Origin of the sequence: Streptosporangium album (assembly GCF_014203795.1) — a bacterium.
Lineage (GTDB): Bacteria > Actinomycetota > Actinomycetes > Streptosporangiales > Streptosporangiaceae > Streptosporangium > Streptosporangium album.
In genome coordinates this window covers 32065-54445 of sequence record NZ_JACHJU010000002.1, presented here as the reverse complement: position 1 = coordinate 54445, position 22381 = coordinate 32065, and the positions used below count along the sequence as shown (strand labels likewise).

General features: G+C 69.9%; 20 protein-coding genes. 10 read left to right on the top strand and 10 right to left on the bottom strand.

Features of this window, described 5'->3' with window-relative positions:
- Nucleotides 1–508 precede the first annotated feature (508 nt).
- Nucleotides 509–1900: an aldo/keto reductase gene (locus FHR32_RS44670; RefSeq protein ID WP_184756728.1), complete on the top strand. Its 1392-nt coding sequence runs from the start codon at nucleotides 509–511 to the stop codon at nucleotides 1898–1900.
- Nucleotides 1901–2131: 231 nt separating this feature from the next.
- Complete coding sequence (locus FHR32_RS23725) at nucleotides 2132–2299, top strand: hypothetical protein (protein WP_184756727.1); 168 nt, start codon at nucleotides 2132–2134, stop codon at nucleotides 2297–2299.
- A gap of 78 nt (nucleotides 2300–2377) precedes the next feature.
- Here the strand turns inward: FHR32_RS23725 and FHR32_RS23720 are convergent, their stop codons facing one another.
- Both FHR32_RS23720 and FHR32_RS23715 read right to left on the bottom strand, forming a co-directional pair.
- Entirely contained in the window at nucleotides 2378–3082 is a 705-nt protein-coding gene (locus FHR32_RS23720) for a pentapeptide repeat-containing protein (RefSeq protein WP_184756726.1), read from the bottom strand.
- Between the two features lie 167 nt (nucleotides 3083–3249).
- On the bottom strand, nucleotides 3250–4758 hold the full coding sequence (locus FHR32_RS23715; RefSeq protein WP_184756725.1) for a glycoside hydrolase family 3 protein: 1509 nt from the start codon (nucleotides 4756–4758) through the stop codon (nucleotides 3250–3252).
- A gap of 365 nt (nucleotides 4759–5123) precedes the next feature.
- Here FHR32_RS23715 and FHR32_RS44665 point away from each other — a divergent pair, with 365 nt between their 5' ends.
- Entirely contained in the window at nucleotides 5124–5753 is a 630-nt protein-coding gene (locus FHR32_RS44665; protein WP_184756724.1) for a phosphatase PAP2 family protein, read from the top strand.
- 58 nt (nucleotides 5754–5811) lie between these two features.
- Here the strand turns inward: FHR32_RS44665 and FHR32_RS23705 are convergent, their stop codons facing one another.
- Together FHR32_RS23705 and FHR32_RS23700 are read right to left on the bottom strand one after the other, a co-directional pair.
- The gene (locus FHR32_RS23705) at nucleotides 5812–6468 is read right to left on the bottom strand and encodes a response regulator (protein ID WP_184756723.1); all 657 of its coding nucleotides are present in this window, start codon (nucleotides 6466–6468) and stop codon (nucleotides 5812–5814) included.
- A 30-nt stretch (nucleotides 6469–6498) separates the two neighbouring features.
- Nucleotides 6499–8064 carry a sensor histidine kinase gene (locus FHR32_RS23700; RefSeq protein ID WP_184756722.1) on the bottom strand — a complete coding sequence of 522 codons (1566 nt, stop codon included), beginning with the start codon at nucleotides 8062–8064 and terminating at the stop codon, nucleotides 6499–6501.
- Between the two features lie 159 nt (nucleotides 8065–8223).
- Here FHR32_RS23700 and FHR32_RS23695 point away from each other — a divergent pair, with 159 nt between their 5' ends.
- Nucleotides 8224–8910 carry a TetR/AcrR family transcriptional regulator gene (locus FHR32_RS23695; RefSeq protein ID WP_184756721.1) on the top strand — a complete coding sequence of 229 codons (687 nt, stop codon included), beginning with the start codon at nucleotides 8224–8226 and terminating at the stop codon, nucleotides 8908–8910.
- A 59-nt stretch (nucleotides 8911–8969) separates the two neighbouring features.
- Complete coding sequence (locus FHR32_RS23690) at nucleotides 8970–9659, top strand: DNA alkylation repair protein (RefSeq protein WP_312882678.1); 690 nt, start codon at nucleotides 8970–8972, stop codon at nucleotides 9657–9659.
- 38 nt (nucleotides 9660–9697) lie between these two features.
- Here FHR32_RS23690 and FHR32_RS23685 read toward each other — a convergent pair whose 3' ends face one another.
- From FHR32_RS23685 to FHR32_RS23660, 6 genes are all read right to left on the bottom strand, one after another.
- Nucleotides 9698–10573, bottom strand: a complete 876-nt coding sequence (locus FHR32_RS23685; RefSeq protein ID WP_312882677.1) for a chitosanase — start codon at nucleotides 10571–10573, stop codon at nucleotides 9698–9700.
- Between the two features lie 143 nt (nucleotides 10574–10716).
- Nucleotides 10717–11628 carry a carbohydrate ABC transporter permease gene (locus tag FHR32_RS23680; protein WP_184756720.1) on the bottom strand — a complete coding sequence of 304 codons (912 nt, stop codon included), beginning with the start codon at nucleotides 11626–11628 and terminating at the stop codon, nucleotides 10717–10719.
- Entirely contained in the window at nucleotides 11628–12530 is a 903-nt protein-coding gene (locus FHR32_RS23675; RefSeq protein ID WP_184756719.1) for a carbohydrate ABC transporter permease, read from the bottom strand. Before FHR32_RS23675 ends, FHR32_RS23680 begins: the two co-directional genes overlap by 1 nt.
- A 112-nt stretch (nucleotides 12531–12642) precedes the next feature.
- Nucleotides 12643–14046 (bottom strand): N-acetylglucosamine/diacetylchitobiose ABC transporter substrate-binding protein, encoded by a 1404-nt coding sequence (gene ngcE / locus FHR32_RS23670; RefSeq protein ID WP_184756718.1) that lies wholly within the window; start codon nucleotides 14044–14046, stop codon nucleotides 12643–12645.
- Nucleotides 14047–14067: 21 nt separating this feature from the next.
- Nucleotides 14068–14826 (bottom strand): sugar isomerase domain-containing protein, encoded by a 759-nt coding sequence (locus FHR32_RS23665; RefSeq protein ID WP_184756717.1) that lies wholly within the window; start codon nucleotides 14824–14826, stop codon nucleotides 14068–14070.
- 2 nt (nucleotides 14827–14828) lie between these two features.
- Nucleotides 14829–15713, bottom strand: coding sequence for a MurR/RpiR family transcriptional regulator (locus FHR32_RS23660; RefSeq protein ID WP_246467384.1), 885 nt, complete (start codon nucleotides 15711–15713; stop codon nucleotides 14829–14831).
- Between the two features lie 354 nt (nucleotides 15714–16067).
- Between FHR32_RS23660 and FHR32_RS23655 the strand changes: the two genes are divergently transcribed.
- The 5 genes from FHR32_RS23655 to FHR32_RS23635 all read left to right on the top strand — a co-directional run bounded on the left by FHR32_RS23655 (nucleotide 16068) and on the right by FHR32_RS23635 (nucleotide 22259).
- Nucleotides 16068–16706, top strand: a complete 639-nt coding sequence (locus tag FHR32_RS23655; protein ID WP_184756716.1) for a MerR family transcriptional regulator — start codon at nucleotides 16068–16070, stop codon at nucleotides 16704–16706.
- Between the two features lie 190 nt (nucleotides 16707–16896).
- Nucleotides 16897–17910: a glutamine synthetase gene (glnII, locus tag FHR32_RS23650; RefSeq protein ID WP_184756715.1), complete on the top strand. Its 1014-nt coding sequence runs from the start codon at nucleotides 16897–16899 to the stop codon at nucleotides 17908–17910.
- A 272-nt stretch (nucleotides 17911–18182) separates the two neighbouring features.
- Nucleotides 18183–19049, top strand: coding sequence for a TrmB family transcriptional regulator (locus FHR32_RS23645; protein WP_184756714.1), 867 nt, complete (start codon nucleotides 18183–18185; stop codon nucleotides 19047–19049).
- Nucleotides 19050–19113: 64 nt separating this feature from the next.
- Nucleotides 19114–20778 (top strand): NAD(P)/FAD-dependent oxidoreductase, encoded by a 1665-nt coding sequence (locus tag FHR32_RS23640; protein WP_184756713.1) that lies wholly within the window; start codon nucleotides 19114–19116, stop codon nucleotides 20776–20778.
- Complete coding sequence (locus FHR32_RS23635) at nucleotides 20775–22259, top strand: ATP-binding protein (protein ID WP_246467382.1); 1485 nt, start codon at nucleotides 20775–20777, stop codon at nucleotides 22257–22259. Before FHR32_RS23640 ends, FHR32_RS23635 begins: the two co-directional genes overlap by 4 nt.
- Nucleotides 22260–22381: the final 122 nt, after the last annotated feature.

The following is a 22381-nucleotide window of genomic DNA, read 5'->3' as shown; positions in this document are numbered from 1 at the left end:
TCCGACCGTTTCCAGACGGAGCCGCCAGCCTGCTACCGGGCTCCCTGACGACTACCCGGACCGGACTCGCACCGGCAAGCGACGACGAGCTTACGAGATCAGTCGTTAACCACTCATTTCGATCAACCACCTATCTCTACTGGACGCACCTGAGACTGATCTTGAACGGCAGAGGTGCCCGACCGTCGTGGCCTGTCCGCGCTGTTCTGGACCCACCTGAACCTGTACGGCCGGTTCGAACTCGACATGAACAACCACCTGCCCGGCCCCCGCGCCCGCATCCTTGACGCCCTACCCGGGCTCAGGGACCTGATAAGATGTCCGTCATCACTTAGGCCTTCTTGGTGCGGATTCCCATCCGCCGAGGAGGCTTTTTTCATGTCCGGGATGGCCGTGCCCCCGGTGCAGGTGGACCCCTCTGTCGAGACTGCGGTCCTGACCAGTGACCCGGACATGCAGTCCCCGCCATCCGTCGTTCTCACCGAGGAGATTCATGCCAGACATATGTGTGCGCCTCGCGCAGGTCGCCGATCGCCCCGTTGTGGAGCGTCTTTGGCTGATGTTCCGCCACGACCTGTCCGAATTCCGCGGTGTCCTGCCCAACTCGGACGGAACCTTCCGGAGCGACCGGCTCCAAGCGGCGTTCGCCGATGCCGACTGGGCGCCCTACCTGGTGACAAGCGGCGAGCGGCCTGTCGGTTTTGCCGTCGTCCGCGGCTTGACTGGCCCGACCCGCGTACTGAACAGCTTCTTCGTTGCGCGCGGGGCGCGAAGAGCGGGCATCGGACTGCGTGCCGTCCGAGAAGTCCTCGCCCAGCACCCGGGCCCGTGGGAGGTCGCCTTCCAGGATCACAATCCAGCCGCAGTACATTTCTGGCGCCGAGTCGCAACCGAGGTCGCCGGCCGCGCTTGGACCGAGGAACGCAGGCCTGTACCGGACCGGCCGGAACTGCCACCCGACGTCTGGATCTCGTTTGCCGTCCCGGAGGGAGCGCGGCAGATCATTACCTCGCACACCAACACCGCGGCGGCCGCGGGTACCTGGAAGCTCGGCGACCTGACGGTCAATCGCGTCGGGTTCGGCGCGATGCGCCTCACGGGCGGTGCCGCTTTCGACCTGGGCAGGCCGAGCGACCGCGAACGGTCGATCAACGTGCTCCGGCGCGCGGTCGAACTGGGCGTCAATCACATCGACACTGCCGCGTTCTACTTCTCGTCGTTGCGCTCCGCCAATGAGCTAATCAGCCGGGCGCTGGCGCCGTACCCGGACGACCTGGTCATTGCTACCAAGGTCTGGCCGGGCCGGGATCCGTCGGGCGGATGGTGGTGGGCCACGCCAGAGCAGTTGCGCGGCCAGGTCGAGGAGAACCTGCGCCAGTTGGGCCGTGACCACCTGGACGTCGTGAACCTACGTGTCCCCCCAAGTCGGAAAACCGGCTCGATTGCCGAGCATTTCGGCGCACTCGCTGACCTGCGCGATGCCGGGCTCATTCGCCACCTGGGAATATCCAATGCCACACCCGAGCATCTGGCGGAGGCCCAGGCCATCGCGCCGGTGGTCTGCGTGCAGAACGCCTACGGTGTCGGCGCGTCAGCCGAGGAACAGGCGTTCTTGCAGGCCTGCGGCGAGCAGGGCGTCGCCTTTGTGCCGTTCTTCGCGATCGCCGGTGCTGGGCGTGAGGCAGGCGCGAGCGCAACCGACAGCGAAACAGTGCTCGCCGCCGCACGCGCACACGATGTAACGCCTGCGCAGGTCCGGCTGGCGTGGACGCTCCACCAGGGGCCACATGTGCTGGCCATCCCCGGCACCGGCAACCCGGAACACCTGGCTGCCAACGTGGCCGCCGGCGCACTGCGGCTCTCGGATGACGAAATAGCACGCCTTTCGTCCCTTTATTAGGTCAGCGTGTAGGTCAGACGCCGGCCGGGGACCGTTTCACCGTTCCGGTTCACCGGTCGGCACCCGCACCCCCACCAAGACGGAAACGGGCATGAACGCCCCTCTGACCAGCAACTACTCGTCAATGGTGTCCGGGGCGCACAGCGGCCCGAAGCCGCCGGGTCGGCCTGCCGGCCCGCATCGCCCGGTGAGCCCCGGACCCCTATCTCAAACACCAGCCACAAAGAGGCTGTGCGTGATGCTCGGGCCGTTGGATCGGCGGACGAGGAGTCATGGCTGCGCTGCCGGGTTCTGTCGTTCCTGCACAAGCCGTACTTCGACGACGTCCGCACGTCCAAGCCGGGCTGTCCGCCCCCGGGCTACGAGCTCGTGGAGGTCGTCCAGCGATGGTGGCGCTGAGACGCACCTGACGTTGTCACCGAATCAGGGGAGCTCCTTTACGAAGTATGTCCGTTTTTGGGATGGGCTGGTGGGAGCCTAGATGACGGTCAGACCTCGCTCGGCGAGGATCGCGGCCGCCTGGGCGGAGCTGAGGACCGCACCGCGGAGCGAGCGGAGCCGGGTGTCGTCGACCGTGCCGAGGTCGGCCCCGCGGAGGTCGGCCTTGGAGAAGACCGTCTCGACGGTCCGGGCACCGATCATGCGGCACTCGGTGAACACCGCCTTGGTGAAGTCGACGCCGGAGAGGTTGGCCTCATCCAGGCGCACACCCTCGAGGCGGGCACCGCGCAGCGAGCAGCCGACCAGGTCGGCCAGCATGAGGTTGCAGCCGGTGAACCGGTATCCGGTGCCCCGGCACCCGGAAAGCACCGCGCCGACCATGCGGCAGCCGGTGAAGGACGCGTCGGTGAGCAACGCGCCCTCGAAGACCGCTCCGGCGAGGTCGACGTCGGTGAAGACCGCGTCGATCATCTCCGCGTGGCCGAAGCGCATCCCCGCCCCCCCGCCTCCGGAGAAGCCCACTCCGTCCAGGTCGGCGTGCCGGAAGTCCGCCCCCTCCAGCACGCATCCCTCGAACGAGGCCCGCACCAGGCTCGCGCCGGTGAACTCCGCCTTGGAGAGATCACAGTCCCTGAAGACGTAGGGAGGACCGTCCTCGACCAGGTGCTCGGTGATCGAGACCTCGGTGAGGTCCACTCCGGTTATCTCCCGCTCGTCCGCGAGCAGCCGCGCCACGTCCATCACGCGATTCAAGCAGTCCCGGCCGACAGAACGGCCTACTTCCGGAGTCGTCACCCGCTCGCCCGCGCAAAACCGCGGCCCGTCCAGAACTCCGGCAGGGGCGCGACACGGACGAGCGGGAGCCGTACGGGGTGGCGAACCGTCCAGCTTTTCATCAGCGAACGGTGTCAGAGCCGGGCGTCTCCGGCGAGGACCTCGGCGGCGGCCTGGCCGCAGACCCGGGCGGACCCGTGGGTGGCGATGTGGACGGCGCCGAGGTCGGAGCGGCCGGGCAGGCCCATCTCGACCACGACGGTGTCCGGACGGGCGGCCAGGAGGTGGTTCAGGGCGCCGGTCTGCCAGGGGTGGCGGTGGGCGTCGCGCACGACGGCGACCAGGGGGCGGTCGACGGCGGCGGCCAGAACGGCCTCGACCGCGCCGCCGGTGGTGGCCGCGGCCTCCAGGCGGGTCACCGTGGTGCCGGGGAGGAGCTTGCCGAGCGGCTCCCCGACCCCCCAGGGAGTGCTCTTCTCGATGGCGAGGTTCATCTCCGGGGCCAGCTCGACGACATGTGGCGGGGCGGGCAGCGGCAGGACCGCCGTCGCGGAGCGGCGGGTGATCCGCAGGGCCCGCCGGGCCGCGGTCAGGCCGATCGCGACGTCGCCGGGGTGGACGGGCGCGGGGCGGTGGTGTACGGCGGGCGCACTCCAGATGGCGAGGTCGCGGACCCGGTCGGCCGCGTCCGCCAACCGCTCCTCGGGGAGCCGGCCCTCGATCACGGCGTCCACGATGGCGTCGCGGACGGCGGTCGCGGTGTGCTCGTCGGCGTGCTCGCCGCCCACGCAGATCGCGTCGGCGCCCCCGGCGACGGCCAGCGCCGCGGCGCCGCCGATGCCGTAGGGGCCGGAGACGGCCGTCATCTCGATGCCGTCGGTGATGATGACGCCCTCGAAGCCCAACTCGGCCCGGAGCAGGTCGTGCAGCACCCGGCCGCTGAGCGTGGCGGGCATGTCGGCGTCGTAGGCGGGGACCAGGAGGTGCCCGGTCATGACCGTGCGCACGCCTTCGGCGATGGCCGCGCGGAAGGGGCGCAGCGCCACCTCGTGGAGCTCCTCGGTGCCTGACGCGACCAGCGGGACGCCGTGGTGGGAGTCGACGGAGGTGTCACCGTGGCCGGGGAAGTGTTTGGCGCAGGCCGCGACGCCGGTCGACTGCAGTCCCCGGATCCAGGCGGCGGTGTGCCGGGCGACCAGTTCGGGGTCGGCGCCGAAGGAACGCAGGCCGATGACCGGGTTGTCTGGGTTGGAGTTCACGTCCGCGGAGGGGGCGAAGTCGAGGTTGACCCCCGCCAGGGCGAGGTCGCGGCCGAGGTCGCGGGCGATCTCCTCGGTCAGTTCGAGGTCGTCGACGACCCCGAGGGCGTAACTCCCCGGCCGGGTGCTCCCCGCCACCGCCTCCAGGCGCGTGACCTCTCCCGACTCCTCGTCGATGCCGACGAGGACCTGGGGGTTCTCCGCCCGGAGCGCGGCCGTCAGGTCGGCCGCCTGGGACGGGCCGGCGATGTTCCTGGAGAAGAGCACCACTCCGGCCAGGCCGTCGGCCAGCCGCCGGCGGAGCCAGTCAGGTGGCGCCTTTCCCTCGAACCCCGGCAGGACGACCGTGTCCGCCAGGCGGAGCAGCTCTGGGCCGTGCTTCATGCACCCTCCTCGCCTGACAGCCGACCGGCATCCCTTGCCGAAGACACGCAGACAACAACGTTGTGTGGGCACCTCCGGAGGAAAGCGCTCCCCTGAGGCCTGGCGCAAATCTAATAGGAAAGTTTCCTAATTGCTAGTGGGCTGACCATGGGTCTTCGAGGCGGCGTCCCACATCGGCGTGATCCAGGGCGAGAGGACGAGACCGCGCGGTCTCTTCCGCGACCGCGGACGGACTCCGCCGTCCCTCCTCCGGGCGCCGCCGCCATTGACTTTCGTCAAGGGCGACCGGCGACGTTCGGTGACGGTCCGCCGCCCCTCCCGCTCCCTACGGTCGTAGGACATACCGGAAACGACGCGGAGGAAGCGTGCACAACGAGATCGAGGACGTCCCCGACATCAGCGCCGAGTGGTATCGGGAGATCACCGAGTTCGCCCGGACCACCCCGCCCTGGTTCCAGGATCTGGCCGAGATCGGCACGGAGGCCGTGCTGCTGATCTTCGCTGCCCTCTTCCTGGGCGCGTGGTGGCGGGCTCGGCGCGGAGACGACAGGACCATGGCGCTGGCGCTCCTCGCGCCCGTCGCGATGGTGATGTCCTACCTGGTCAGTGAGATCGTCAAGAACACGCTGCGGATCGACCGGCCCTGCCGCCTGGTCCACGGCGTCGTCACCATCGCCGGGTGCCCGGAGTACGGGGACTGGTCACTGCCCAGCAACCACGCGACCCTCGCCGGCGCCACGGCGGTGGCGCTGGCCGTCGCCTGGCGCCACACGCTGCTCTACGTGCCGGTCCTGGCGGCGCTGGGAGCCTTCTCCCGCGTCTTCGTCGGCGTCCACTTCCCGCACGACATCCTGGCGGGCCTGCTGCTCGGTGCGGTCGTGGCGCCGCTGGTCGTCCTGACCCTGGTCGCACCGGCGACCTGGCTGGTGCGGAGAGTGCGGGAGCACGCCACCCTGCGGCCGCTGGTGGCGGGCGCCGGCGGCGATCGGCGGTAGGCGAGGGGCGGGGCCGGAACGGGCGGGGCCGGGCGCCCGCCCGGGGACCCGGCCCGCGTCAGGGCCGTACGGCCAGCCCGGCCTCATGGGCGAGGACGGCCGCCTGCACGCGGTTGCGCACACCGAGCCGCCCCAGGATCGTGCTCACGTACGTTTTGACGCTGCCCTCGACGAGGTGCAGGCGGCGGGCGATCTCCGCATTGGACAGGCCCGCGCCGACCAGGCCGAGGACCTCCCGCTCACGCTTGGTGAGCACGCCGATCCGGTCGAGGGCGACGGTCCTTCTGCCGAGCCTGTCGCCGGTGAGCTCGTCGATCACTCGTGAGGCCACCCGGGGCGACAGGTACGCGGCCCCGTCGGCCACCGCCCGCACCCCCAGCAGGAACTCGCGCGGGTCCCCGGTCTTGAGCAGGAACCCGGCGGCGCCGTCGCCGAGCGCCCGGGCGATGTGGGCGTCCGCGCCGAAGGTGGTCATGATCAGCACCGCGGTGCCGGGGGCGACGCGGCGGAGCTCGGGAACCGCGGCCAGCCCGTCGAGCTCCGGCATCCGGATGTCGACCAGCGCGACGTCCGGCCGGTGCGCACGGACCAGCTCGACCAGGACCCGTCCGTCCGCGGCCTCGGCCACCACCTCGATCTCCGGGTCGGCCGACAGGATCATCCGCACCCCCGCACGGACCACGGCCTCGTCATCGGCCAGTACGACACGGACCACGATGTCCTCCCCCCGAGCTGTCGCCCGACTCTACGGAACCCGGTCCGCCGGCAGGAAATCCTTGCTCGCCAACCGGCCGTCCGCGAAGCACAGCCGGTACAGCTCACGGCTCAGCGCGTCGAAGGGGTCCGGGCGCGTGCCGTAGTAACGGCATCCGGCCCCGGCGGGCACCGGAGGCTCTCCCGCCGCCGGTCCGTCGATCCGGGTCCTGGCCGGCAGCACCGCCCCGACCGCGGGCTCCGACTGGCCCACCCGCAGCCGCCCGAAGTCGGCCGGCGACAGGACGGAGGTGACGGCGTCGTACGTCATGAAGCCGAGTACGGCCGCCGTCGCCCCCGCACCGGCGACCAGGGCCGCGGCGATCGCGGTCACGCGCGTACGGCGCACCCGCCGCCGTGCCTCCCGCAGGTGGACGGCGGACGGGGACAGCAGCGGGGCCTGCCTGACGGGGCCCGGGGTATGGGGCAGCGTGGCCTCCAGTTCGAATCCCCCGTCCTGACGCGCCGCGTGGAGGGACCCGCCGCACAGGCGTACCCGCTCGGTCAGCCCGGCCAGGCCGTACCCTCCGGCCGGAGGACGGGCGGGTGCCGGATCGTGGCCGCCCGCCGGCGCGGCGGGCGGCGCGCCGTTGGACACGGTCACCACGGTCTCGCCCGCCGAACGGTCGAGCCGGATCACCACCGGGACGCCCGGCGCGTGCTTCGCGGCATTGGTCAGCCCTTCCTGCACCACCCGCCTGAGCGCCCGCTCCGCCATCGGCGGAAGCCGTACGTCGTCCTCCCCGCCGTGCAGCTCGACCCGCATTCCGGCGGCCCGGGCCCGTCCCACCAGCTCCGCTACGTCTCGCCGGTCCGGCTCGGGATCGGAGTCGTCCCGGAGCACCTCGACGATCTCCCGGAGGCGGTCGGACGCGGCGGTGACCGCCGAGCGGGCCTCGCCGGCGGCCTCGCGGTAGCGCTCGTCGAGACCGGGGGCCACCTCCAGTCCGCCGATCCGGAGCGCGACCAGGCTCAGCTCGTGGCCGAGCAGGTCGTGCATGTCCCCCGCGATACGGGCCCGTTCCCGCAGCCGGACCTGCTCGGTGAGGATGCGCTGCTCGCGCTCCAGGTGCTCGGCGCGCTCCCAGCCCGCACGGACCAGCTCCAGGTGCTGATGCCGGGCACGTCCGGCCAGCCAGGGGACGACCTCGAACAGCACGATCCCGGTGACCGCGACGAACCAGCTCCCGGCGTCCCAGCGCAGCACCGGAACGGCGACCACGGCCGCGGCGGCGGTCGCGCCCAGCGCGGACGCCGCGGGCCGGGCCCGCACCGTCCGGACCCCCGCCAGGTAGCTCATGGCCGCCATCGCCGGGAAGAACGCCGTCGCCTTGCCGATGACGACCGCGAGCAGCCACAGCGCCGCGGTGACGAGCATCGCCGGCAGCGGACGGGACCGGCCGAGTGTCACCGCCACTCCGATGGCGGCCGCCCCCGCGCCCACCTCCCACCAGGTGTATCCGTCGGCGAGGAAGGAGGTGAGGGCGCCCCAGAGCAGGGGCAGGCACAGGACCGCCCACAGCAGGACGTCCTTGGCCACTACCGCCTTCCGCCTCATCGAGGCCACGTTATCCACGCGCCGGCCGTGATCTCACCGCCGAAGGCCGGAGTTCCCGGCCGACCGGGATATATCAAGCGCTTGGCCGCGCTGAAAGACTGGGGTGAGCTGGCACGTTCACGTGAACAAGCGATTGCGCAAGGGCTCATAATGGGGGACGTGAACACGCGAAAGAACTCCGGCGGCGCGACCACCACCCCGGTCAAGCGCCAGGTGACGAAGCGCGCGGCCTCATCCGGCTCCGCCTCCGAGCGCCGCGACCATCTCGTCAAGCTCGCCGCCGAGCTTTTCGCCCGCAAGGGCTTCCAGGCGACCACCGTCCGCGAGATCGCGGAAGAGGCGGGCATCCTGTCCGGGAGCCTCTACCACCACTTCGACTCCAAGGAGTCGATCGTCGACGAGGTGCTGACCACGTTCCTCGACGACCTCGTCGGCCGCTACCGCGTCGCGCTGGAGCAGGAGGGCGAGCCCCGGGCCATCCTCTCAGAGATGGTGCGCATCGGGTTCGGCACCCTCGAACCGCACCGCGCGGCGATCACCGTCATGCAGAACGACTGGAACTACCTGCGCTCCCTGCCCGGCGGCCGCTTCGACTACCTGGTCAAGGCCGAGGACGAGGTCGAGCGCATGTGGGTCGAGCAGATCAAGCTCGGCCAGGCCGTGGGCCAGTTCCGCGCCGACGTGGATCCCAAGCTCACCTACCGTATGATCCGCGACACCATCTGGGTCGCGGTCCGCTGGTTCCGTCCGGGCGGCCGCCTCAACACCACCGGCCTCGCCGAGCACTACATCACGGTCCTGTTCGACGGCCTGGCGACCGGGGAGCGGAGCAGTCAGAGAGCGTGACGCCCGCGAAGGGATCCGATGAGGGACGAGCCGTCGGTGATGTGAACGAGGAGCGCTGGGTGAGCTTGGACGTACTGCACAAGGCTGTGTTGATCGCACTCACCGAGGCGGCGGATCCCGGGAAGGCCCCCATGATGCGGGCCTACATGAAGTCGGACATGCCGTTCCTCGGGGTCCAGGCCGGGCCTCGCCGTACGGCGCTGAAGAGGGTCTTCACCGAGCACCCGATCGACAGCGCGCCCGAGTGGTGCGCGGCGGCGCTCTCCCTTTGGCGGGACGCCGAATACCGCGAGGAGCGCTACGCCGCGATCGAGCTGACCGGCTTCCGGCCCTACCGGGGATTCCAGACGCTCTCCGCCCTCCCGATGTACGAGGAGATGATCGTCACCGGGGCCTGGTGGGACTATGTCGACGAGCTCGCCGTCCATCGCGTCGGCGGCCTTCTGGCGGCCTTCCCCGACACCATGCGTCCGCTCATGCTGGAGTGGGCCCGCGACGGCGACCTGTGGAAGCGCCGCACGGCCATCCTCTGCCAGAACAGGTTCAAGACCGCCACCGACACCGGTCTGCTCTACGCCTGCATCGAGCCGAGCCTGTCCGACAACGACTTCTTCGCGCGCAAGGCGATCGGCTGGGCCCTGCGCGAATACGCCAAGACCGACCCCCGGGCCGTCCGCCGCTACGTCGACCATGTCGGCATCAGCGGCCTCAGCCGGCGCGAGGCCCTGAAGAACCTCGCGGCCGGCTGATCCCTCTCCCCCGTGCGCCTCCCGTCCGCCGGAGCCGGTCAGCCGATCCGGTAGGGGTCGCCGTAGACCTTCCAGGACAGCGGGGTGTTCAGGTCGAGATTCCCCTTGTTGAGGAAGACCCGCTGGGCGGTGTCGACCCGGCTGGTGTCCTCGTGCGCCTCCTCGGCCCTCATGGCGACCTTGCGGGCGTCGAGGAAGGCGTTCAGGTACTTCGTCTCGTCACCGCCCTGCGCGGGCGGCTTGGCCTTCTTCAGGGCGTTCTTTCGGATCGAGCCGAAGCTCTGCGGATCGTCCCCGTCGCCGTGCATGACGATGGCGTCGTAGTAGACGAACTGGCCCAGGGCGCGCAGGCCGTCCTTCTTGGCCTGCGCGACCGCGGGGTTGAAGTAGACCCGGTCCCGCTCGTCGTTCTGCGCCTGCTGGAAGACCGTGTCCTTGGCGGCGGTGGCCCAGTCCCTGGTGTAGTTCGGGTCCAGACCCTTGTGGGAGTCGGTGCCGTCGACCTTGCGGAGAGCGGGCAGGTAGGTGGCGAGCACGTTTCCGGGCTTGCGCCGGGCGTAGAGCTCGACGAGATCGAGCATGTCGCCGGTGCCGGAGCAGAAGCCGATGATCCCGGCGGTGTAGCCGCGCCCGTCGTCGATGTCCTCGATGTACTTGTACTGCGCCTTCCAGTTGAGGGAGGAGTTCTCCGCGCTGGAGACGAGCTGCATCGCGATGTCCTTCTTGCGCGGATCGGTGAGGTCGGCCCCGGCGGCGGAGACCGTCGCCTGCGAGGACACGGCGGAGGACGGGACGGGCTCGGCGGCGCGCCCGGGACCCGCCAGGATGACCAGGGCAGGGGCGGCGGCCATGACCGGGACGAGGAGGAGCCGCAGGGACCGGTGGCCGGGGCGCGGATCTGACGAGATGGGCACGTGTCTCTCCCTGGGGTTGGCGGGGAAGGGCCGGAGGTGAGGGCCCGCGCTCGTTCGTTAGGAAGGTTTCCTAACGAACCTAACCCACCACCCGCCCCATGAGTCAACCCATTCTCTCCCGATAGTCAAACGGGATCTCCCGGCTACTTGAGCGCCCCCGCGGTGAGGCCCTTCTGGATCTGGCTCTGGAAGATCGTGTAGACGACCAGCATCGGGAGGATGGCCATGCTGAGCGCGGCGAACAGGGCCGACCAGTCCGCGTCGTAGCCGGCGGCGGTGGAGATTTCGGCGATGCCCTGGGTGAGCACCCACTTCTGCCTGTCGGAGTTGAGCAGGACCAGCGGGAGCTGGTACTGGTTCCACTGCCCCAGCACGTTGAAGATCGTCACGCTGACGATGCCCGGCTTGGCCATCGGGAGCATGATCTGGAAGAACACCCGCGCGTGCGAGGCACCGTCCACGAAGGCCGCCTCGGCCACCGCGCCCGGCAGCGTCCGGAAGAACGCGGCGAGGAAGAACACGGTGAACGGCAGCGAGTAGGCGATGTAGACGAGGACCAGCCCGCCGTGGGTGCCCAGGCCGATGAACGGGCCGACCACCGGGAGGGTGCCCATGTTCTGCACGACGAAGAACAGCGGGCCCAGCGCCAGGTAGACCGGGAACGCCAGACCCGAGACGAAGAGCAGGTAGACGGCCCGGTTGCCGAAGAAGGAGTAGCGGGCGAGCACGTAGGCGGCCATCGAGCCGAACAGCATCGTGCCGAACGTGCCGCACGCCACCACGATGACGCTGTTGATCATGTATTGGCCGATGTGGGCCTGCTCCCAGGCCCGCCCCCAGCTGTCGAAGCGCAGGACGGCCGGCAGCGACCAGGCGTCGCCGAAGATCTCGTCCTCGCTCTTGACCGACGCCAGGAAGGTCCACACGATCGGGACCACGACCAGGACCGTCCACGCCAGCAGCGCGAGGTGCGTCAGAGCCGCGAAGGGCCCCAGCGCTCTTCTGCGCTCCTGCCGGACCTGGGCCCGGCTCCGGGGGATCACCGCTTCCGCCACTAGAACTCGATTCGCTCACGCCGCGACAGGCGCAGGGCCAGCGCCGCGAACCCAATGGTGAAGAAGAACAGCACCACGCCCATCGCGGAGGCGTAGCCGAACTTGAAGTAACCGAACGCGGTGCGGTAGACCTCCGCCGCCATCACGGTCGTTGAGTGGTCGGGTCCGCCCTGCTCGGCCGTCATCACCCACACGACGGCGAAGACGTCCATCGCCGCGATGCCGAGATAGACCCAGCCGACCTGGATGGTGTCCCAGAGCAGGGGCAGGGTGATCCGGAGGAAAAGCTGCGCTCCCCCGGCACCGTCGATGGCCGCCGCCTCGAACAGGTCGCGCGGGATGGAGGCGATGCCCGCCGAGAACAGCACCACGTAGAAGCCGACCGCCTGCCAGACGAGCACGCCGAGGATCGCCCACAGCGCCACGCCGGTGTCGGACAGGAACCCGATCGGCTCGAACCCGAGGGCCATGAGCGGCGCGTTGAGCATGCCGCTCCTGTCGGGCCGGAAGACCTGCTGGAACAGGACCGCGACCACGGCGACGGCGAGGACCTGGGGGAAGAAGAACACCACCCGGTAGAACTTCGACCCCCAGACGCCCCCGGTGCCGCCCCGCCCGCCCGCGTTGAGCAGGAAGGCGAAGAAGAGAGCGATGGTGACGGTGAGCAGCGGCATCAGGACCAGCAGGAGGAGGTTGTGGCCGACCGCCCTCCAGAAGACGTCGTCGTCGAGGAGCCTCCGGAAGTTCTCCAGGCCCACGAACCGCGGGGTGGCGGTGACTCCGCGCCAGTCGGTGAGCGCGATGTAGAACGCCTGCGCGTACGGGGCGATCACGTAGATCAGGTAGAGCGCCACCGGGATCGAGAGGAACCCGGTGACGAATCGTGTCCTGCCGTGGTTCACCGGCCGCCCCCCGCTTCCTCGCCCGCCCCGCCGGCCACCGCGCCCGCTCCGTCCGCCACGCCGGATCCGCCTCCGCTCCTTGCCGGTCCCCCGGCGCCGCTGCCCACCTCGGCTACCTCGTGAACTTCTTCACGGAGGAGTCATTCTTGATCGAGTCGGCCTTCCGCTGCGCGCGGTCCGCCCACTGCGCGACGGTCAACTTGCCGTTCATGAGCTGTCCGGAGGCCGCGGCCACCTCGTCGTGCATCTCGACGTACCACTTGCGGAACAGGAACCAGACGACGTTGTCGCCCGCGGCGGCCAGGGCGGCCGAGGCGCTCTGCAGGCCCGGCTTGAGCGTGCGGCCCTCCCCCGCGCCCTTGACGACGGTCAGGGTGGAGACCAGCTCCATGAACTTGCCGGCGCCCTCCTTGGAGAGCATCGCCCGCATGTACTCCAGGCCCGCCTGAGGGTTGGCCGACTTGGCCGGCACGACATACTCCTCGCCCGGCCGGGAGTGCAGTGTGCCGTACGGCAGAGCGTCGGAGGACCCGAAGTCCGGCAGCGGGAACATGGCGTAGCCGAAGTCGGCCGGGGTGGAGTCCTTCTGCTCGTTCTCCAGCCAGGAGCCGCAGGGCAGCATGGCGACCTGGCCCTTGTTGTGCGCCGTCTGGGTCTGGACGTGGTCCAGGCCCGCGGTGCCCTGGAGCAGGTATTTGGCGCCGAGCTCGACGAAGGCGGTCGCGGCCTGCGTGACCGGCTCGGCCTTCCAGGCGCCGTCCTCCAGGTTGTCGATGTTCTTCAGCACGTCCTTGCCGCCGATCTTGGCGGCGAGTGTGAGGATCGTCTCGTAGATGTAGAAGGGGTGCTTGCCCGCGTAGGTGAACGGCGCGATCTTGCCCGCCTTCTTGATCGTCTCGCAGAGGTCCAGGAACTCCTGCCAGGTCCTGGGCGGCTGCCAGCCTTCGGCCTCGAAGAGTTTCTGCGAGTACCAGATGCCCCAGACGGTGCTGGCGTAGTTCATGACGTACGGCTTGCCGTCGTAGCTGCCCAGCTCGATCGCGGCGGGGTTGATCGTGTCGCGGACCTTGACAGCCGGGTCGTCCCAGCTCGGCGCGTCGTAGAGAGGGGTGAGATCGGCGAGCAGGCCGTCCTGGACCAGTGCTCCGAAGTCCATCGCGTTGGCGCCCGAGTTGTTGATGAACTCCGGGGGGTTGCCACCGGCGAAGCGCGGTTGGAGGGTCTTGGCGATCTCCTTGGTCGTGTTGTGCTTGATCTCCAGCTTGGGGAACCTGGCCTTGACCAGCGGCTCGTGGATGTTCTTGGCGTAGGCGTCGCCGAAGCCGCCGTCGAAGATCCAGATTTCCAGGGGTCTGCTGTCGACGAGGCCGAGAGGGTTGGCCGCGCTGGTGACCCCGGCGGCCGGTGCCGCCGGGGAGGCACCGCCGGAGGGGGTGGCGCACGCGGAGAGGGCCGGCAGGGCGATCCCTGCCAGAGCCGCGCTGCGCAGAAGCTCGCGCCGGGACAGGTGGGTCATGCTTCCTCCTGCAGGGGGTGTTCAGGCACCTCGCCGGATCCTTCCGGCGTAGCGGTCTTCGAGAGCCCGGTTGTGCTCGTCGCCGCCGATCACGTTCGCGGACCGGTAGACCGGCGGGGTCTGCCCCGCCTCGACCAGGCCGCGCACCACCTCGGTCATCATCATCTGGGCCAGCAACGCCGAGGTGATCGTGGAGACGGCGCCGAACGCGCCGCCGTCCGGGAGGGGCAGGACCGCGTCGCCGTACGGGGCCCCGTTGTCGAGCACCACGTCGGCGAGGTCGAGCAGCTTGCGGCCCGAGGGGTGGCGGGAGGTCATCGCGGTGCTGTGCTGGACGGAGGTCAGGGCGACCAGGCCGTGTCCCCTGTCCTTGACGATGGAGGCCAGCTCCACCACCGAACCGTTCACCCCGGAGCTGGAGATGAGCACGAAGACGTCCTGCGGCCGCACGGGGGCCAGGTCGTAGATCCGCTGGGCGATCGACGGGTCGCGCTCCAGCTCTCCGCCGACGCCCAGGAGCACGCCCACCGGGTCCTCGCCGTACAGGACGACGTCGCGCAGCGCGAGCCGGTTGGTGGGGACCAGCCCGCCCGCACGGCCGGCGATCTCCATGGCGATCGCCTCGGAGTGGCCGGATCCGAAGGCCTGGATGACCCCGCCGTCCAGCAGCGCCCCGATCAGCAGGCCGGCCGCCTTCCTGACGGCGCCCCCCTGGGTGTGGGAGACATCGTCCACCAGTGCCTTCACTTCATGGACATAGTCGGCGGCGCCGATGTTCACGGTCAGTTCCTCTCTACACGGTGGCTCTCCAGCGCACGGATGGTCAGCTCGAACGCCTCGTTGGTCTGCCCGTAGGTGCGCTGCGCGACCGCCACGTAGACGGCGTCGAGGACGAAGAGCTGGGAGTGGACGGCGGCCAGGCCGCCCAGCCTGAAGGTGGTCTCCCGGCTCGCGGTGGTCAGCACCTCCTCGGCCAGCTCGGCCAGCGGCGACCGGGCGAAGGAGGTGACGGCGACCGTCAGGGCACCCCGGTCTCCGGCCTCGGCGAGCGACTCCAGCACCTCGCGGGTGCGTCCCTGGTGGGAGATCCCGATCGCGACGTCCCTCTCGGCCAGCAGTGCCGCGTCGGCGAGCGCCTCATGGGCGTCGGCGTGGCTCCAGCAGGGCACCCGGATCCTGCGGAGCCGTCCGCCGATCATGGCGGCCACTCCGCCGCTGATGGACACCCCGAAGATCAGCACTCGGCGGGCCGCGACGATCGCGTCGGCGACCTTGGCGACGGTGCCCGCGTCGAGCTGGGCGGCGGTCTCCCGGATGAGCCGGGAGTCGGCGGCGGCCATCACGCCGATCGCCGCGTCGAGCGGGTCGGTCGGGCCGATCTCGTGGCCGACGCTGGCGTCCCAGTTGGCCTGCGAGGCCCGGCCGGTCTCGGTGGCCAGCGCGACCCGCAGTCCGGCGTATCCGGTGAAGCCGAACACCCGGCAGAACCGTGTGACGGTGGCGGGTGAGCTGCCGCTCCGCTCGGCCAGCGCGATGATCGTGGATCGGGCGGCACCGGCCGGGTCAGCCAAGATGGCCTCGCCGACCCGGCGCAATGCCTCGGGCAGCGCGGGCGTCTCGGTCTGGATGCGTCCGAGAGCCCCTGCCACCACAAGCATTCCTTTCATCCATTGGATGATTGGATGAAAATTATTCTTATCGAGGTCTCGTGGTCAACCCCTCAGCGCGGTTCTCTCTCGGATCGCCAGACCATTGGAGAAAAACGTCATTCGACAACCGATTAATGTTGATTATTGACATTAATCGCCGTCTGTCCGCGAAGCGACCACCTGCACCATCCGGGCAGCCGCCCGGATGGCACGACGACGCGCGGGGCGGGCAGCGGCCGGGACCGGCGCGTGAATGAGCCGGGGACATGAGCGGAGGCCGGCGCCGGCCCAGCATCCTCGGCGCGGTCGCCAAGGCTCCCTGAGCGGCGGACTCGGGCACGGCCCTCAATTAGCTAGTAGTACTATCTAAAGATGCGGATATCCCAGCTCAGCGCCGCGTCGGGCGTTCCCATTCCCACGATCAAGTACTACATGCGCGAAGGTCTGCTCCCCGCCGGAGAGCAGACGTCCGCCACCCGGGCGGAGTACGGCGAGAGCCATGTGCGCCGGCTGCGCCTGATCCGCGCGCTGCTGGAGGTCGGGCGGCTGCCCATCGCGTCCATCCGCCAGGTGATCGCCGCCGTGGACGACGAGAGCCTGAGCATGCACGAGGTGCTCGGCACAGCCCACTACGCCCTCGCCCCGGCGGTCGAGTCCCCCACCGGCGACGAGGACTGGCGGCGGGCCCGCGCCGAGGCCGACGACCTGATCACCGGCCTCGGCTGGCGGATCCACCCCGACGCCCCCACCCGTGACGAGCTCGCCCAGGTCATCCTCACCCTCGACCGGCTCGGCATGCCCGCCACCGGCGAGTCCCTGCGCCCCTACGCGCGGACCGCCGTCGACCTCGTCGAGCACGAGATCGGCACCATTCCCCCGCGGGGCCCCCGAGAGGCCGCGGTCGAGGCCCTGGTCGTCGGCACCGTGGTGCACGGCCGGGCCCTCGACGTGCTGCGCCGCCTCGCCCACGAATCCGCCTCGGCACGCTTCTTCGACGTCTCAGAGGGCTGACCTCACCGGAACCGGGACGGACGGGCGGCTCACACGCTCCAGAAAAGAGGTGTGCGAACTTTTCCGGCCACCCCTGCCTGGACAAACGGGCCCGGGTAACGTCCTGTTCACATTCGGGCAACAGATGCGAAATCGCGACTTGCGACTCTGGAGGAGCAGCGAACCACTTCCCTCCTCAAGGACTCCGCCGATGACCTTCAAGGCTGAATACATCTGGATCGACGGCACCAAGCCGACCGCGAAGCTCCGCTCGAAGACCAGGGTCCTGGCCGACGGCGCCGAGCTCCCGGTCTGGGGCTTCGACGGGTCCAGCACCAACCAGGCCGGCGGCTCCTCCTCCGACCGCGTGCTCAAGCCGGTGTTCACCTGCCCGGACCCGATCCGCGGCGGCAGCAACGTGCTGGTGCTCTGCGAGGTGCTCGACATCGACATGACCCCGCACGCCAGCAACACCCGCGCCGCGCTCGTCGAGGTGGCCGAGAAGTTCGCCGACCAGGAGTCGTGGTTCGGCATCGAGCAGGAATACACCTTCTTCAAGGAGGGCCGCCCGCTGGGCTTCCCGCTCGGCGGCTTCCCCGCCCCGCAGGGTGGCTACTACTGCGGCGTCGGCGCCGACGAGGTCTTCGGCCGCGAGATCGTCGAGAAGCACCTCGACCTCTGCCTCGAAGCCGGCCTGGCGATCTCCGGCATCAACGCCGAGGTCATGCCCGGCCAGTGGGAGTTCCAGGTTGGCCCGGCAGGTCCGGTGGAGGTCTCCGACCACATGTGGATCGCCCGCTGGCTGCTCTACCGCATCGCCGAGGAGTTCGACGTCGCCGCCACGCTGGACGCCAAGCCGGTGAAGGGTGACTGGAACGGCGCCGGCGCGCACACCAACTTCTCCACCAAGGCGATGCGCGAGGGCTACGACCCGATCATCACCGCCTGCGAGGCTCTCAGCGCGAACGCCGCGGAGCACGTCAAGTACTACGGCGCCGACATCGAGGAGCGTCTCACCGGCCACCACGAGACCGCCCCGTGGAACAAGTTCAGCTACGGCGTCTCCGACCGCGGCGCCTCCGTCCGCATCCCGTGGCAGGTCGAGGTGGACAAGAAGGGCTACATCGAGGACCGTCGCCCCAACGCCAACGTCGACCCCTACCAGGTGACCCGTCTCATCGTGGGCACCTGCTGCGCCGCCCTGGAGAAGGCCGGCCAGGTCTGATCCGACCACGCGCACAGAGGCCGCGACCATCCTGCCGGGGGTGGCCGCGGCCTCTGCCGCGCGAGTTCCCCGCCCCTGATCATCGGTGGGCCCGGCCACGCACGATGAATCCGATCCCGCCCCTGTGGAGATCACCGGAAGGCGCTCACCACCAGGCGGGCCGGTCCCTGCCGGCCATCTCACCGGTCGAACGTCAGGCCGATAAATACAAACCTAAATTAGGCGCTTTAGGACAATACAAAACTACCGTCGCGCGCCGTACGATGGCTGCGATGCGGGACGTGGTGGAACAGTTGCAGCGCCTGGGCATGTCAGGCTACGAGGCTAAGGCCTATGTCACGCTGGTCGGCTCCGGACAGCCGCTCAACGGATACGAGGTGGCCAAGCGTTCGGGCGTGCCGCGCAGCACGGTCTACGAGACGTTGGGCAAGCTGGTCGCCAAGGGCGCGGCCTACGAGGTGCGGGGCACCGAGGACACCACCGACTACCTGCCGCTGCCGCCCCGGTCGCTGCTGGAGCGGATGCGCAGGGAGTTCGACGACTCGATCGAGTCGCTGCAGGCCTCGCTGCCCACGATCGTGGCGCCCCCCGAGGCCCACCTGATCCACAACCTCAAGGACGCCGAGGCGCTGCTCGTACGGGCTGAGGACGTGGTGGCCGCCGCGCGCACCGACCTGTTCGTGTCGATCTGGCCCGAGGAGATGAGGCGGCTGTCACCGCTGGTCAGACGGGCGGTCGAGCGTGGCGTCGACGCCTCGGTGATGCACTTCGGCCCCGCCCAGGACGTGGTGGGGCATCTGTACGAACACCGGTTCTCCACCCCTGATGTGATCATGGAGGACCTGGGCTGCCGCCTCCTCGTCGTCGTCGGCGACCGGCGAGAGGCCCTGATCGGCGGCTCCGTGAACGGCTCGGCCTGGGGCGTCTACACCGAGGACCCGGCCGTGGTCCTGATGGCGGTGGAGTACATCAGGCACGACATCGCCCTGCAGATCATCGCCGACCGGGTGGGACACGAGTCGCTGCGTGAATTCTGGACCAGCGACCCGGAGTTCACGCGGCTGCGTGCCGGCCGCGGCCACCCGGCCGCCCTGCTCCGCGCCGCCGGGTGCCCCGCCCCGGGCCTTCCCGCAGGGTGATCTGAAACAGCTGATGTGACATCCTTCGAGATAGGTTGTCGGTATAACCGGGGGGAAACAGGTCATGGACAAGCCGGTCATCATGACAGTCGACGACGATCCGGGCGTCTCACGCTCCGTGGCGCGCGACCTACGGCGCCGTTACGGCCACTCCTACCGCATTGTCCGGGCCGACACCGCGGTCGGGGGGATGGAGAGCGTCCGCCAGCTCAGGCTGCGCGGTGACGACGTCGCGGCGATCCTCGCCGACTACCGGATGCCCCAGATGAACGGCGTGGAGTTTCTGGAGCAGGCCATGGACCTGTATCCGTATGCCCGTCGCGTGCTGCTCACCGCCTACGCCGACACAGACGCGGCGATCCAGGCGATCAACGTGGTCGATCTCGACCACTACATGCTCAAGCCGTGGGATCCGCCGGAGGAGAAGTTCTATCCGGTCCTGGACGACCTGCTCGACGCCTGGCACCGGGCCGACCGGCGCGAATCCGACGAGCTGCGCGTGGTGGGAGCACGCTGGTCGGCCAGGTCCTACAAGATCCGCGACTTCCTGGCCCGCAACCAGGTGCCCTACCTCTGGATGCTGGCCGACGACCCCGAAGGCGCGCAGCTCCTCGCCGCCGCCGGCGAGGAGGGCGAGATCAGCCCGGCCAAGCTGCCGCTGGTCATCACCTCCGACGGCACGATGCTCACCGCCCCCAGCACCTCCGAGCTCGCGGGCGCCGTCGGCCTGTCCACCGCCCCGGCCACCGACTTCTACGATCTGATCGTCATCGGCGGCGGCCCCGGCGGGCTGGGCGCGGCCGTCTACGGGGCCTCGGAGGGACTTCGCACCGTGATGGTCGAGCAGCACGCCTCCGGCGGGCAGGCCGGCCAGAGTTCCCGCATCGAGAACTACCTGGGCTTTCCCGACGGCGTCTCCGGCTCCCAACTCGCCGACCGTGCCCGCCGCCAGGCGCTGAAGTTCGGCGCCGAGCTGCTCACGGCCCGCAAGGTCACGAGCCTGGAGGTCAAGGGTCAGGCCCGGGTGGTCGGTTTCGCCGACGGTGGCAGCATCGCCGCGCACACCGTCATCCTGGCCACCGGTGTCTCCTACCGGCGGCTGGCCGCTCCCGGCCTGGACGACTTCGTGGGCCGGGGGACCTACTACGGCGCGGCCGTGACCGAGGCGCCCGAGTGCCGGGGCTGCGAGGTCTACATCATCGGCGCGGCCAACTCCGCCGGGCAGGGCGCGGTCTACCTCTCCGGTTTCGCCACCCGGGTCCATCTGATCGTCCGGAGCGACGGGCTGGAGAGGTCCATGTCGCACTACCTGATCGAGCAGATCGCGAACATTTCGAACATCGAGGTGCACACCGGCACCCAGGTGGTCGGCGCGGAGGGCGACGACCATCTGGAACGGCTCACGCTGAAAGGCCCGGAGGGCGAGCGGACGGTCGACACCGAGTGGGTGTTCGTCTTCATCGGCGCCGAGCCGTTCACCGACTGGCTCGGCGACACGATCGAGCGCGACGCCAAGGGCTTCGTCCTCACCGGACCGGACCTGACCGCCACCGAGAACCGCCCCCGCAACTGGCCGCTACGCCGCGAGCCGTACCACCTGGAGACCAACGTGCCCGGGGTCTTCGCCGCCGGTGACGTCCGCGCCGACTCGATCAAGCGGGTCGCCTCCGCGGTCGGCGAGGGCGCGATGGCCGTGGCACTCGTTCACCGTTACCTGGAGAAGGCATGACCGAACGGAGCCAGAGTCCCGGCAGGCGCGGCACCTGGACGATGGGGGACGGGGGAGCCCTCGCGACCAGCATCGACGTCCTCCGCCGGCTGTTCCTCTTCGAGAAGCTCGACGACGAGAAGCTGGAGTGGCTGGCCTCTCACGGCGAGGAGCGCGACTTCGGCGCGGGCGCGCCGATCGTACGGCAGGGCGATCCGGCCGAGTGTTTCCTCGTTCTCGTCGACGGCGAGATCGTCATGTCCACCGAGACTCCCGCCGGGGTGGTCACCATGACCCCCACCTCCCAGCCCGGGGTCTACGCCGGTGCGACCTCCGCCTATCTGGGCGACCGCGCGCCTGACACCTACTCCCACTCGCTGCGCGCGACCAAGCCCTCACGGCTCTTCGTGCTCCCCGCCAAGAAGTACGGCCTGATGATCGGCAAGTGGTTCCCGATGGCGGTCCACCTGCTCGACGGGGTGCGGCTCGGCGGGCTCGCCCAGCGGGAGCTCATCGACCGGCGGCAGCGGCTGACCGCGCTCGGCACGATCACCGCGGGGCTCACCCACGAACTCAACAACCCGGCGGCGTCCGCCGTACGGGCCGTGGGCGAACTCCGGGACAAGATCCGGACAGCACGGCGGCAGCTCGCCACACTGGCCGAGGAGGGAATCTCGGCCGGACGGCTGCGCGCGTTGATCGACATGCAGGAGAGCTGCACGGACAAGGCCACGCCCCTGCCCTCGCGGTCCCCTCTGGAGATCTCCGACGCCGAGGACGAGCTGGGCGACGCGCTGGAGGAGGCCGGGGTGGACGACGGCTGGGAGCTCGCGCCGCCGCTGGTGGCCGCCGGGTTCGCGGCCGACGGGATGGAGAAGGTCCGCGAGGCCGTCGGCGAGGAGCACCTGCCCGGGGCCGTGCACTGGCTCGCCGAGGCCATCGAGATCAACCAGATGCTGAGCGAGGTGACCGACGCGACCGAGCGGATCTCCACGCTGCTCGCCTCCGCCAAGCAGTACTCCCAGATGGACCGCGCGCCGTACCAGACGGTGGACGTCCGGGAGCTGCTGGACAGCACGCTCACCATGTTCCGGGGCAAGATCCCGCCGGGGATCAGCCTGGCCACCGACTACGACCCCGAGCTGCCGCCGATCCCGGCCTACGCCGGAGAGCTCAACCAGGTGTGGACCAACCTGATCCACAACGCGCTGGACGCGATGGAGGGCACCGGTACGCTCACCGTCCGCACCCGCCTGGAACACGACACCATCGCGCTGATCGAGATCTGCGACACCGGCCCCGGCGTCCCCGAGGAGCTACGCGAACGGATCTTCGAACCGTTCTTCACCACCAAGGCCGTCGGCGAGGGCACCGGTCTGGGTCTGGACATCTCCTTCCGTATCGTCGCCGGCCGGCACGGCGGTGACCTGCGGGTGGAGTCGGTGCCCGGCGACACCCGCTTCCAGGTACGGCTGCCGCTGACCGAGCTCCCCTCCCCCTGAACCGCCCCATGCGGTTCGGGATCCTGGGCACCACGCGGGTATGGCGTGACGACGGGAGCGAGGTGCCCGCCGGAGGACCGACCCGGCGCGCGCTGCCGGCCCTGTTGCTCGCCCGCCCCGGC